Below are 13091 nucleotides of genomic sequence, written 5' to 3'. Positions count from 1 at the left end.
ATGAATGTTGTACGATAAGGGGGTAAGCGAATTTAACCGAGCGCGGAGGTTGGTCCCTTGTCAACAGAACGGAATGGAATAGCAATCCCCATTTTCCCTTGCAGGTCCATAGACGAACAGTTGGATTTCTACCAAGCATTAGGCTTCGAGGTAACTTATAGGCAAGCCAAACCCAACCTATACGCCTGCGTCCGTCACCGGGTTGCGGAATTGCATTTTTTCGTACTAAAACAATTAGAACCGACCAACTCTTACAGCATGTGTTATGTGAGCGTTCCTGATGTGGATGCCGTATACGCTCAATTTTGCGATAAACTAAAAGAAGCCTACCGCAAGATCCCTTCCAAGGGGTTCCCAAGAATCTCGAAACTGAACAATCTTGCGGAAGACCGAAGATTTAACCTTATCGATCCCGCCGGAAATCGCTTATTGATCGGGCAGAAACGCGATTCTCCCGAGCCGATCCGAAATGATCGGCCGGCGCGCCCGTCAAGGTTGGCGAATGCGTTCGAAACCGCGTACCGATTGGCGTATGCCAAAGACGAACCCGCGGAGGCTGCCAAAGTATTGGATCCGGTTTTCTCGAAAGCCGAAGAAGCATCGGCGGCCCTCCGTTTCAAAGCTTATGTATTGCGAGCCGACATCGCCGTCTCCATGGACGAGATCGATCTTGCGAGAACTTATATAATAGCAGCGAATAATCTATCTCTATCCGATCAAGAGCTCGAAGAAGTGCCGGAGGCCACCGCGCGATTAGATGAACTTAATTTAGTCTGCTATCAACCCGAAGGAGATTAACGGAATGCACGATCATCCGATCCTTCCCGACGATAACGAATCGCCCTGTCATTATCGGCGCGCATTGGAACTCGTCTCTACGAAATGGACGGTTCTCGTTTTCTATGAGCTGGGTTCATTACCTTCCCTTGTATAAGATTGTGATTGCCGTACATCAACCATAATCGATGCGTTCAGATAACATAAGAAGGCACTTTAAAGTGGGGTGACCACTTTAAAGTGCCTTACGACAGGATCAGGGTTTCGATCAAGTTGCTTGATATTCGGCGAGTCACGTTGGAGCGAGGAAAAGAACCGAGATCAATGGAAGGTTATAGCCCTACTTCATATAAATCCGTATCGAGTCCCTGCATATACGGCGTCATTTCCCCTGTCGTGTACAGTCTAAGCCGATGCATGGCACGAGTACAAACGGTATAGAAAAGCTTGCGTTCGCTCTCACGGCTGTATGTTCGGGATGAAGCGTCGTAGACCAGCACCGCGTCGAACTCGACGCCTTTGGCCAGATAGGAGGGAATAATTGCTATCCCCTTCTCGAAGGTGAGCGTATCTTTCGTGATGAGCCGCAGCGCCTCGCCTCCCTTGGCCGTCAATGCTTCGTAGGCTTCGCGGCTTTCCGCCGAGGTCTTCGTTATGACGGCAATCGAATCAAAGCCTTCGGCTTTCAGGCTCGCGAGGTCTTCCATGATACGCGCCGCCCGCTCCTCACTGCTACCTAGCTTCAATAAACGGGGCTTTCCCCCGCTTCTTTCGAAAGGTACGATTTCCCCTCCCCCGGGCAACAACGACTTCGTAAACGCCACGATTTCTTGAGTAGAACGATAACTGCGAACGAGGCGAATAAGCCTCGTTTCTTCTTTGCCGTACAGGCGGACTAACGGCGAATCCTCCTCGTGCAAATTCGTAGCTTGAGCGAATATCGCCTGGCCGAAATCGCCAAGCACCGTCATGCGGGCACGCGGAAACAGCCGTTTGAGGAATGCATACTGGAAGGGTGAATAATCTTGGCCTTCATCTACGAACACATACCGCACATCGGTATTGCTTCGCAAGCCTTCCACGAGTTCTTTGACATACAGGAACGGGGTGGCATCCTCATAGAACAACTCGAACCGGTCCAGCTTCTCTTTCGTTTGCCTGCCCATTTCCGACCAATGTTCGGGTACTTCAGAACCGCCGGTCATCCGGCGATAATCGGCTTCATCCCCAAACAACTGGCCGTACAGCCCGATCACGTCCACGAACTTGAACCGTTTGACGTCCCGCCGCAACGGCTGGAAGCGTTCCTTCACGACCATCCGGCGAAGAAGCTCTTCTTCCTGGCCGGCAAAATCGAAGACGTTCTCCTCCCCTTGCTCCCGATTAGGGAAATCGCCATAGGCATCGACGTACTGCTGGGTAAAATCGAAAACCGCTTCTTCCCGCCGGTACTTTTTCAGCAGCGTTTTGTAGGCCTCGTCATATTGCTCGTTATCGAGGTAATCGAGCTCGTCTTGAACCCAAGTCGCGTCCCGCTCCTTGCGTTCCAAATCCGTCAGTTCCCGGAGCAGCCACTCCCGCAGCAGAGCGACGCGATTCTCCAATCGGATCGAACTGTCGTAGCTGTAAAATTGCGATTCCATTTGCTTCGCCGTAATCAACTCGCGACCCATGAATTCGATGCCGCTAAATTTCATCCCTTCCCGACAAAGCCAATTTGCGTAGCTTTGGAGCGCTTGAAGGAAAGCTTCCGACGCTTTATATCGAATCCCTTGCAGCCGCGCTTCGTACGCTTTCGTCGGTTGCGCAGCCAATACGTATTCGAGTTGATCGAACGGGTCCTCCAGCCGCATAGCGGATTCAAGCCAAAATCCCAGGTATTCCTGGAAGGTCGTCTGCTGCATGTTTTCCTCGCCAAGCTCGGGAAGGACTGTGGATACGTAACTGTTGAACATCGGATTCGGCGAAAATAAAACGATTTGATCGGCCGTGAGCCTATCGCGGTACTTATACAGCAGATACGCCGCCCGCTGCAGCGCGGCGGACGTCTTCCCGCTGCCGGCCGCGCCCTGCACGATAAGCATGCGGCTCTTATCGTCGCGTATGATCGCGTTCTGTTCCTTCTGGATCGTCGCCACGATGCTCTTCATTTGCGCATCCGCACCTTTGCCGAGCACCTGTTGAAGCAGCTCGTCGCCGATCGTTACGCTAGTGTCGAATACATTCCGGAGACGGCCATCGCGAATTTGGTATTGCCGCTTTAACAGCATCTTCCCTTTGACGAGCCCGCCAGGCGTTCGATAAGCGACCTCCCCCGGGGAATAGTCGTAATACATGCTTGCGATGGGCGTCCTCCAATCGTAAACGAGAAAATTCATGCCCTCTTCATCGACCAAGGACGACACTCCGATGTAAATGGGCTCGCTAGAGCCCATCCCTTCCTCTTCAAAATCGATGCGTCCGAAGAAGGGAGACGGCAGCAGCCGCTTCATGTTATTCCATTGCTGCACGCGAAGACGGTGACTTCTCTCCCGCTCGGATAAAAGCGCTTCTTGCTGCTTGATGCTGTAGAAGGTTTCTTCGAAATCTTCATGCGTGCTGGCGTTGACCGTAACCTCCTCCCAGAAACGTTTGCGAAAGTCCGTCACTTGATTGCGAAGTCCTGCCACCTCAGGCTCCAGCTCGGCGATCCTCGATTGCAGTTGCGTTGTCACCAGATCCAACCGCTCTTGCTCTTGCTTCCAATCGTTCGCGCTGATCATCGTTCCGAACACGCTCCTTTTCGGTCTTGGACAAAATTAAAAACGCATTTGACAAACCACTGATCCGCATGATAAGATAAAGGTGTAGATAAAATGTAATAACTATGCCTATTTTTTTATTTAGGCATACGGATTTCCTAAGCATAACATATGACTACTTGCATGTAAATCGTTTATATAACAAAGAAGCCGGCAAACGCCGACTTCTTTTTTGGTTATCCGAGGCCTCATTACTGCTTGCTATAATGTTTCTCGTATTCGCTTTGCAATACCCGTTCCGATAGTTCGTCATGGACAAGCTCGGCTGAGGTAATGCAAAGACCTGCGCAGATCGTCCCGAATCTTAAACAATCTTCCGTAGTCCTATTCTGCAAATAGCCATATAAAAACCCGGAGAAAAAGCTGTCCCCCGCTCCGTTTGCATCCCGAAATGGATACCCCGGGATAATGCCCGTGTGTATCCAATGTCCGTCTTTGGTCAAAGCCGTCGAACCGCCTTTGCCATGCGTACAAACAACCAGTTGTTTGCCAGCCTCTATGAATCTCCTCATAACGGACTTATAATCCTTCAAATTATCGGAACTCATAAAAATATAATCGGCAACCTCTATGAAATCCTCGTGATACGCGTTACTTCCATCATAGTCATGAAGATCCGTCCAAATCGGCTTTTTATGTTTTTGGCATAGCAAAATAAGTTGTTTCGTATAAGCGATGATATTCAACACTACAACATCGCACCCCTGGATCAACTTTTCCAAGCGCGATAAATCCAGTTCCGGCTTGTCGGAGGATTGGGTAACGAAAATAGAGATACGGTTGCCTTCCTCATCCATTAAATTGATGTGCCTTTCCGTTCCTTTTGGATCTATATCATACACAAAGTCGACTTTTTCTTGCTGCATAAACCGAATAATGCGCTCCCCGTGAAGATCGTTCCCGATAATGGAATGCAAGACCGAGGGGACGTTTAGTTTTCTTAAATTTAAAGCTTTCCCTGCGCCCGTAGAACCTACCGTTTCATGAAACGGCGCGGAATGAATCGTTTGCGATGTAGGTTCGGGCAATTTTTTAAGACGAATGACGGAATCGAACGTTGTACCGCCCAAAACAAGAACGTTTAGCATTTGCATATCTCCTCCTAATGAAGAAAAATAGGATGCCGGAATCTACTTTCGTGAGTATAAAACTTACCATTAACAAACACAATCCCATGACTCGGCAGCCAGGGTCGAGGATCCAAAAAAAGACTGCAACAGGTCGCCTTCCGGTGACCTCTCACAGCCTTAAGCCAGAGTTGCATCCTAAAACTGAATGTCTCTTGAATCAACTATAGTAGCAAATTGAGCAAGAACGCTATTATGGTGACGCACGATTTGTTCCGCGGTTAATTCATCGGAATCATAGGTGCTATGGCAATCTCTCGCTAATTCCACTTTATAGCCGTGTGAATAGCCGCTCTTCACGGTAGTATCCACGCAATACTCTGTTTGAACTCCGCACATCACCAATGAGTCTCACTTCTGACCAACCTCCTTTTATCGCGGTTTATGTCATGTCTCCATAGTCCATGTCGCGTGCAATGCGAGTAGAGGGTTCCGCCGTACATTTTAGGGAAACGCAATTCTGCATTTTGTTCCGGATAAAGTTTGATCAACAGCAACCTGTCATACGAAATATAGGCAACAAACGATATATAATGGTCTCTGGTCATCTCATGCTGAAAGGTTACGAAGTAATCATTTTCTATCTCTTCAACCGTTATTTTATGTTCTTCATCCCCTGTCTTCGAAACCAATGGCTCCACAATCCTGCCGCAGCAAGAAAGATTGATTGCCCCCGTACTGGTCATGACATTGCCGCAGCTTGGACACGAATAAAATCGAATGCGCTTCATACTCCCGCTGTCCTGGTCATTGGCATTTATCTCCCCCGATAAAATCTTCTCGATATTTACGCCCAATATCTTGGAGAGCTCGCTAAGCAACGACACGTCAGGACACCCTAACCCGCGTTCCCATTTAGAAATCGTCTTGTCGCTAATATTCATGAGAAGGGCCAAATCCTTCTGCGCCATGTTTTTCTCTTTACGAAGACCGAGAATCAGACTACCTACTTTTTTGCAATCCATTTTATTCACCTCCAATAAGTCTAGAGTAACGGTAAGATATAAACTTCTCAATAAACGCTCCGTAGAGTGACGGGATGCTGGCCTGAAGAAATGAGAAACGGCGGACATATCCACTATGGATAAGTCCGCCGTTTCATGCTTGGTACCTATCGTTATCCCAAGAAAGCGATAGAACGTTTGACTTTCCTTGCAAATGCAATGGGATTATCAATCGACTCCCAGTGAATATACATAAGGCGCGGGTTCTCGAACAGCCAGTGATTATGGAGCGCCGTTACTTTAATCCCGTTTCTGCGAAGATTGGACAGCAATCGATTGGCTTGGTTTTGGAAGAGGGCCGTCTCCCCCAGACAAAGCGCGCGTCCCGAACTATTCAGCGATTCGAACGAGAACAATTGATAGCGAACCAAAGGGGATGTGGTGCGTCTTCCTAGAATAGAGGCGTTTACTACCCTATTTCTAGTGACGAAACACACCGGGCCTTTTGTAATTTCATGCTCTGTTCCGCCTAAAATACGCGAAAATTGGTTGCATAGCCTTATAAATTGAGGACTTGCTTTCACTTGCCCCGCCATAGGAAATCATCCTTTCATTATTTCTTGCAATACAACTTCATTTCTCGATCCTTAACCCAGGAATCTAATCGAATCTTTGGTTCTTCTGGCAAACACGACAGGATTCATAATCGCTTCCCAGTGCATATACATTAAGCGTGGATTCTCTTTTAACCAGTGATTGTGAAGCGCGGTGACTTTAATCCCGCGTCTACGGAGGTTCGTCAACAATCGATTAACCTGATTTTGATGTACGGCAGTCTCGCCCAAACAAAGCGCGCGACCCGTCTTGTCAAGCGATTCAAACGAGAACATTTGCATTTGAACCAAAGGCGAGCGCGTTCTTCTTCCCAAGATCGTCTCCGTTAAATTCGTCATCCGCGTGACGAAACAAACCGGTCCTGCTTCGATTTCCGATTCGCCTCCCAGAATTCTGGCGAATTGGGTGCACAGCCTTTGAAATTGCGGGCTTACCTTCACGTTTTCTGCCATATGAATCCTCCTTTATTCACTTTCTGAATAACCTATGATCTATGTTCAAAAGGGAATGGACGGATCACTACCGTTATGAAAAACTTTCCTCTAAGTCCAGCCTAAAATACCAAAGAGAAGGGCTCCAATCCCGAGGAGCCCTCCTCTTTGGTATTTGTTCAATCTAGCGATTATTCCACACTGTCTTCGAGGCGTTTATTTTTAGTATCCTGATTGTGGGTTCTTCTAGCTTGCCTCTGGATCTGCCTGGCAATCGTATAACCGATAAGAAAAGCTGCCGCTGACGTATTACCGTCGACGGTAAACGGGATTATAGACGCATCGGCAACGATTAAATCCCTTACCCCGTGAACCCCGCCTCGTCTGTCGACAACTCCCCCGCGGCTCAATGGAGCCATACGCAAGGATCCTTGTTGGTGATGGTTATGTTCGAAATTTTGCTTAATAAACTCCTCCAGCCGGAAATCATCGTTTATCGTATCCAAAGTCGGCGAAACAAGCCGATAGGAAGGATCAATTGCCTCAAGCCGCGCCGCGATTTCCTTGATATAAATTTTGTAAATATTTTTAACCGACTCCAGATCATCCTCGTTGTCTAGAAATCCTTCATCCGCCAGCACTATTTTTAAGGGGTCGTTATTCTGGATAGTTATGCTTCCACGGCTTTTGGGCCGTAAGAATAAGATCGCCAAATTTAACATTCCATCGGCAGCTATCCCGACAAGTTGAACCGCTCGTCTGTTAGGATTTATACCGGTAGGGTCAGGCAAGAATGCCCCTCCCGTATACAGGGCATTCGGATCGTTGGACGGCAATCCGTTATCTTCGGGGTTTGTCGTGAAGGATGCAAAATTAAGCGTATGATTTCTTAAGTTATTCCCTACATTGGGATTATCGAAGACGACGGGTATACCCGCTTGTCGAAGCATTTTGGCAGGTCCGATTCCCGAGAGCATGAGAAGCTGCGCGCTATTTATTCCGGCCGAAAGGATTACCTTTTTCCGAGCGAAAACTTTAAGATGCCTGCCTTCCTTTAAGAGCTCCACTCCATTCGCGCTTTTATCGGAAAAGAGAACGCGAAGCGCGGTTGTGTTAAAGAAGACCCGTAGTTTCCGCCCTTTCACGCCTCGCCCATTTGGAGTCATAATATCCGATGATAAAAAAGCTCTGGACGAATTTTCTCTTGCCCCGTTAGGATTTTGGTAGAGCTGCCAACGCGTAAACGGACCTAGCGGGGTTCGGGGATCATTATAGTCGAGAATTTCTTGATGCCCGGTACCCTGTTCAACCGCCGAGACGAATTTCTCTGCCATCGTTGTCGGATTTTTCGGTGCCTGCCTGATGTCGATTCTGCCTCCGAAACCACGAGACCGCGGATTGTCCGATAGGCCGTTATATTTCTCCAATCGTTTGAAGCGAAGCAATGCGCGTCTAGGCGACCATATTGGACCGAGCAGCTTTTCCCACTGCCTAAATACTGCCGATGTAGGTCGTACGTATTGTTCTCCGTTTATCGACGATCCTCCGCCCAATAGACGACCCGTGGTCCATTCGAATACCCGGTCGTCCAACCCTTCTTGCGGCACCCCTTCCCCCTGCCAAAAATATTTCGGAAAAAACTGCTCTTCTAATTCCAGAGCAAATGCGGAATCCCTGATAAACTCGTCTTTATCGTTATTCTCGCCTGCTTCTATAAGAAGAGCCGAAGTTTTGTTATCATCCGTTAACGTCTTGGCAATTACCGCACCAGCCGGCCCTGTTCCTATAATGATGTAGTCGAAAGTCAATTTATTGCCCAATGAAACACCTCCAATAAACTAATGTAGAGTATTGCTTTCCCAAATCGCATGTGCTTGTTCGCCCAAAAAAAATAGGAATCGCATTTCTGCGAACCCTTGAAATCGTGACTGTGCGTTTGTAATTCGTTTGTTACATGGCATTAGTATGCCGAGCACGAACACGAGCACGAGAACGTTCAATCTATTTGCTCCACTTATTCCTGACGACCTCGAGGCATAAAAAATACATCGCCCAAGGCACTTGCCTCAGTGGCGATGTATTCTAAATTCACGTACTCTCTGTTATTTTATGCAGCGGCTTCGCTTACTTGCAATCGCTTGAATTGAGCAGCCAAAACCATTCCGGTCATGACCGTTACGACCCCAGACCAGAAAAACCACCATTGAACGCCATACTTGTCTACGATCGGTCCGGCGAGCAATAGTCCGATCGGCGAAGCGAGCAGCATCACGCTCGTAACCAGCGAGATAACGCGCCCCAGCATCTCCGGCTCGTATGCTCTCTGGATCATCGCCATATACGGCCCATTGAAGAACGGAGAAGCCGCTCCCATTAAGAACGACAGAACCACGAAGACAATAAAGGCCTCATTGCTAATTACTCCGCTAAATAAACAAGTTAAGCCTATCACAATTAAACTCCAACAAATATAAGTTATATCCTTCCACTTCGAAGCAGCGACGGATAACAATAACCCGCCCAGTATCATTCCGATACTGAACACCGCCTCGATGAGGCTTGCGCTATATCCTCCGCGTTCGAAATGAGACAACGTCATCAAAGGAAACAGCGTTGCCAGAGGCATGAACGCCAAGCTGAATATCGCCGTAGCTATCGTAATCGAGACAATTGCTTTTACCTTAACGAAAGCTTTCCAGCCCAACATGAATTCGCTTTTAAAACCAGACGACTGTTTCGCTTCCGGCTTCGGTTGATTAATCTTGACGAACAGAAGCATGGTGCTTGCAATTAATGCGCCTAATACGTCTAAGAACAACACGACGCCAAGAGAAGTAGCCGTATAGACGGCAATGCCCAGGGCCGGGCCGATAACGGTAGAAACCGAAAAAACCATCTGCTGCCAGCCTGCCACCCGCGTTAACTGCTCTTCGGGAGCGATGAGCGGAATTGCGGCTTGGAATGACGGCGCATGGAAAGCCGCAGCGGTAGAGCGCACCATCAATATCAGATAAACGAATGCCAAGCTCGGTTCGCCCAAATAGAAATATAAGCCTAATGCGAGACTGAATAACGCAATCGTGCTATCGGATATAATCATGGTTAACTTTCGGTCCCATCGATCGAGCCATACGCCGATAAACGGACCTAAGATAGCCTGCGGCATAAACGCGACAAGCCCCGCCATCGTTAACACGACAGCCGACTCCGTCGTTTCCGTCAAATGCCATATGATTGAAAACTGAACCATAGAGCTCGTTAAAATCGAGAAGATTTGTCCGCTAAATATGATCGCGAACGCTTTTTTCCAGTGAGTTTGCATTGTTCATTCCCCTTATATGGAATACTAGATAACCATTCCTTCGTCTACAGACAATGTAAAAAGCATAAACAAATAAACCCTTGCCATCATACGAAAAAAATGGCCGAGTTGCTTTTGCCTACTCTCACATTATCTCAATCGCATGGAATGGATACCCATTAACAAAGCAAACACCTCCAAAAAAAAGATATCATCATTTTATCACATTCTATCCGCTCACATGCGTCCTACTGCTACAAATACGGCTAACGCCAAGAACACGATGTTCACGCCGATTTGTTTATATTCTTTGCGCTTAATATGGAATACGGCTCCGAGTAGAACAATTGCGGCAAGCCCGGTAGCGGCGATCGGCGTCAGAACAGGCGAGATATTCGTCGCTTGGGGCAGAATTACCCCAAGTACCCCAACCAACTCCACGATCCCGATGAAGAAAACGAATCCTCTCGAAACGTCTTTCACCCAAAGCCAGGACGCTTTTGCCTTTTCATACTGAACCGCCTTCATCCAACCGGAAAAAATAAATCCTAATCCTAAAATTCCTTGCACGATCCATAACGCGATATTCATGGTCGTTAGCTCCTCTGCTTGTGTATCTTCAACGCCTGAACATATAATAATTTCCGGGGCAACTATTAGGAAGTAGGCACTTAAAATAAACGTAGTATACAAAACTAAACCTTAGGATGGTAAAGAATCGGAGGGAAATTTAGTGACTGCTTATTGCAAGTTTGAAACGGCGTTAGATATCCTTATCGGGAAGTGGAAGCCCGTTATTCTGCTTCGCCTTTTTGCAAATGGCACAATGAGATTTAGCGAGCTTCAAAAAACGATCCCGGACATCACCAAAAAGATGCTCACTCAACAATTAAGGGAACTAGAGTATCACGATATTATCCATCGCGAGATTTATAACCAAATTCCTCCCAAGGTCGAATATTCCATTACGGCATACGGTCAACGAATGGCCCCTTTATTGCAGGTCATGAATGACTGGGGAGTAGCTCATATCGCTCATTTGAACGAGCTATATGGGGAAGAGCATTCGTCGGAACGATAAGACGTGGGCGGTCAAGCCGGAGACGGTCATTTCGTTCCGGAATCAGCCGTACGTGCCGCTGAAGGATTTCAGGAGCGGTCTGGGAGTAAAGCTGTCAATGAATGCGCCGGAGAGCTTTAGTAAATAGCGCATCGTCGTGAAGGGGGAACCTCTATGTACTTCTACTTGATCATCGTCGCGGCGGTCGTGATCGACGCCGCGACGAAGGTTGCGGTTCGCATGAACTTGGAGCTTGGCGAAAGGACGGAGATTCTGGGCGGATCGTTCCGGATTGTGCATCTCGTGAATACGGGATCTACCGGAAACATGTTCCACGGATGGGGAAGAGTTCTCGCGCTGTTGGTCATTCTCATGACGATCGCCGCGCTCTATTGGCATCGGAAAGGCAATATTCGCGGCGCGTACCTGCAGTCGTGCGTGGCTCTCATCATTGGCGGAGCGATTGGCAATGCCATCGATCGGATCCTCTTCAACCATGTGACGGACTTTCTTCACTTCTCCGATGCTGCAACTATGAACTTCGCGGATATCTGGGTCTTCGCGGGCATTCTTTTGCTGATCTCTCAGCAGATCTACCGAGCGTTCAAGCCGGCTTAAGGAACGGAGCAACCTCTAGCTAGAGCTCTTGATTTGCTAAGTCGCAACACGCCTAAACTTATCCAGCATAAACCGACTGGCAAATAAGTAAGGCCGAAGGCAACTTCCCACATTTGGCTGCCGTCCGAATTATTCGAAATCCATGCACCAACAACAAACATAGCGATCGAAAATACAACAGTCGTAATCAAGAGGCATGCAAGAAAACGGTAATCTTCCTTTTTCACGAGCGATAATCCCCACAACAACATTCCGATCAGCAAGAGCAAGACGGAAAATAAATAGAGAATCCAGCCGTTGGTTGCAATAGGACCTCTCCAGTCATGCTCCAAATCAATCGTATTATTCGTTATGAAATGCGAGATTGCTTGCAACACCAGACTGACTTGAGTCAATTTTATACCAAACTTGCCCCTTTTCCCCATATAATCGGCGTTTCGCTCGAACCCTAGCGTCAACAACAAGAAAAGAATAGGGTTCACAAAGCTGAGTTCACCATAGTCGAAATTATCGAAACCTAGCCAAGTGTCATTACGGTTAAATGTCGTGCTTCCGTGCGTGATAACGAATGCAGCCCCGAAGAAAAGATAAAGCAATCCTCCGCATATTCCAGCCCATCCTGAACCCCAACTTTTCATAAAAATAACCCCCCAGAATGATTCATATCTGAATCTTACAGGAGGCGTTTGAAGATCTGGTGGTGGTTAAATCAAGATTGTTTGAAGATCTGAGTGAAAGGGATGCCAACTAACTATTGGGGTTAACGGCAAATAGCGAATGGATATTGCCCTCGGGATCGGCAAAAAATCCGGTAACATGTCCCCACGGTTTGATTGTAGGCTCGGCAATCGCCGTAGCTCCTTTAGCGACGAATTCCGCAAACGAATGATAGACGGCCTCAGGGGAATCGCATTCGAAGTTGAGTTCGAATGCCTGCCCCCTACGATTCTCGATGAAGGAATAATGTCCGCTCGTATTTTCTGCCATCAAGGGCCTGGAGCATATCGCAAGACGAACCCCGCTATTCTCGAGTTCCACATAATGCTCCTCTTCGACAGCTACATGAAATCCAATTGCATCGCGATAGAAGTTGGCCAACGCGGACACGTCGTTTGCCAGCATGGTAACGCCCTCTAGTCTAACTTTCATGCATCGTTCTCCTTTTTCGTATAATTACAAATTTTAGCACTAAATCGAGTGGGGAACAAGCGTTCTCGCAGCGACTAACGAAGGCACGAAAAAAGGAGGGCTTTCACCCTCCGTATGCAATCTAATCGGTGGCTTAAATTTTAGAAACGCATTTATTCCAAGCGGTCAAAATTGAAGGTTAAGGCGACTTTTTTGTGGTCTAACAACAGGCTGCAGCATTTCCGTTTGCAGCCTGTTGACGGTTGGTTGCAGACACGCAACCGTTTCG

15 protein-coding genes are annotated in these 13091 nt (G+C 47.8%); 4 read left to right on the top strand and 11 right to left on the bottom strand.

From position 1 onward, the window contains the following. The first annotated feature begins 57 nt into the window (after positions 1 to 57). Positions 58 to 798, top strand: a complete 741-nt coding sequence (locus tag FPL14_RS15025) for a bleomycin resistance protein (protein ID WP_182303742.1) — start codon at positions 58 to 60, stop codon at positions 796 to 798. A gap of 4 nt (positions 799 to 802) precedes the next feature. Continuing rightward, positions 803 to 934, top strand: a complete 132-nt coding sequence (locus FPL14_RS30345) for a hypothetical protein (protein ID WP_267875423.1) — start codon at positions 803 to 805, stop codon at positions 932 to 934. 175 nt (positions 935 to 1109) lie between these two features. On the opposite strand, the gene helD is transcribed toward FPL14_RS30345, so the two are convergent. The 9 genes from helD to FPL14_RS14980 form a co-directional block, all read right to left on the bottom strand. Next, positions 1110 to 3539 (bottom strand): RNA polymerase recycling motor HelD, encoded by a 2430-nt coding sequence (helD, locus tag FPL14_RS15020; RefSeq protein WP_182303741.1) that lies wholly within the window; start codon positions 3537 to 3539, stop codon positions 1110 to 1112. A gap of 230 nt (positions 3540 to 3769) precedes the next feature. Beyond that, positions 3770 to 4666, bottom strand: coding sequence for a carbohydrate kinase family protein (locus FPL14_RS15015; protein WP_182303740.1), 897 nt, complete (start codon positions 4664 to 4666; stop codon positions 3770 to 3772). A 177-nt stretch (positions 4667 to 4843) separates the two neighbouring features. After that, positions 4844 to 5044 carry an isochorismatase family protein gene (locus FPL14_RS15010; RefSeq protein ID WP_182303998.1) on the bottom strand — a complete coding sequence of 67 codons (201 nt, stop codon included), beginning with the start codon at positions 5042 to 5044 and terminating at the stop codon, positions 4844 to 4846. Next, positions 5044 to 5670 carry a helix-turn-helix domain-containing protein gene (locus tag FPL14_RS15005; protein WP_182303739.1) on the bottom strand — a complete coding sequence of 209 codons (627 nt, stop codon included), beginning with the start codon at positions 5668 to 5670 and terminating at the stop codon, positions 5044 to 5046. The genes FPL14_RS15010 and FPL14_RS15005 overlap by 1 nt, the downstream gene beginning before the upstream one ends. A 152-nt stretch (positions 5671 to 5822) precedes the next feature. Continuing rightward, complete coding sequence (locus tag FPL14_RS15000; protein WP_182303738.1) at positions 5823 to 6245, bottom strand: DUF1259 domain-containing protein; 423 nt, start codon at positions 6243 to 6245, stop codon at positions 5823 to 5825. 51 nt (positions 6246 to 6296) lie between these two features. Next, positions 6297 to 6716, bottom strand: a complete 420-nt coding sequence (locus FPL14_RS14995) for a DUF1259 domain-containing protein (protein WP_182303737.1) — start codon at positions 6714 to 6716, stop codon at positions 6297 to 6299. A 170-nt stretch (positions 6717 to 6886) separates the two neighbouring features. Further along, on the bottom strand, positions 6887 to 8515 hold the full coding sequence (locus tag FPL14_RS14990; protein WP_182303736.1) for a GMC family oxidoreductase: 1629 nt from the start codon (positions 8513 to 8515) through the stop codon (positions 6887 to 6889). A gap of 287 nt (positions 8516 to 8802) precedes the next feature. Further along, positions 8803 to 10017 carry an MFS transporter gene (locus tag FPL14_RS14985; protein ID WP_182303735.1) on the bottom strand — a complete coding sequence of 405 codons (1215 nt, stop codon included), beginning with the start codon at positions 10015 to 10017 and terminating at the stop codon, positions 8803 to 8805. 216 nt (positions 10018 to 10233) lie between these two features. Next, positions 10234 to 10587 carry a DoxX family protein gene (locus tag FPL14_RS14980; protein WP_182303734.1) on the bottom strand — a complete coding sequence of 118 codons (354 nt, stop codon included), beginning with the start codon at positions 10585 to 10587 and terminating at the stop codon, positions 10234 to 10236. A 142-nt stretch (positions 10588 to 10729) separates the two neighbouring features. On the opposite strand from FPL14_RS14980, the gene FPL14_RS14975 reads away from it, so the two are divergent. Beyond that, positions 10730 to 11077, top strand: coding sequence for a winged helix-turn-helix transcriptional regulator (locus FPL14_RS14975; RefSeq protein ID WP_182303733.1), 348 nt, complete (start codon positions 10730 to 10732; stop codon positions 11075 to 11077). A gap of 153 nt (positions 11078 to 11230) precedes the next feature. Further along, positions 11231 to 11674, top strand: a complete 444-nt coding sequence (lspA, locus tag FPL14_RS14970; RefSeq protein WP_182303732.1) for a signal peptidase II — start codon at positions 11231 to 11233, stop codon at positions 11672 to 11674. On the opposite strand, the gene FPL14_RS14965 is transcribed toward lspA, so the two are convergent. Together FPL14_RS14965 and FPL14_RS14960 are read right to left on the bottom strand one after the other, a co-directional pair. Continuing rightward, a complete protein-coding gene (locus tag FPL14_RS14965; RefSeq protein WP_182303731.1) occupies positions 11671 to 12312 on the bottom strand; it encodes a hypothetical protein in 642 nt (213 codons plus the stop codon). The genes lspA and FPL14_RS14965 overlap by 4 nt on opposite strands. A 109-nt stretch (positions 12313 to 12421) precedes the next feature. Further along, positions 12422 to 12823, bottom strand: a complete 402-nt coding sequence (locus tag FPL14_RS14960; protein WP_182303730.1) for a VOC family protein — start codon at positions 12821 to 12823, stop codon at positions 12422 to 12424. Between the last annotated feature and the right edge of the window lie 268 nt (positions 12824 to 13091).

This window comes from Cohnella cholangitidis, from assembly GCF_014107495.1.
GTDB classification, from domain to species: domain Bacteria; phylum Bacillota; class Bacilli; order Paenibacillales; family Paenibacillaceae; genus Cohnella; species Cohnella cholangitidis.
Note: the sequence above shows the minus strand (reverse complement) of the source record. Positions and strands in the feature narration are given on the sequence as shown.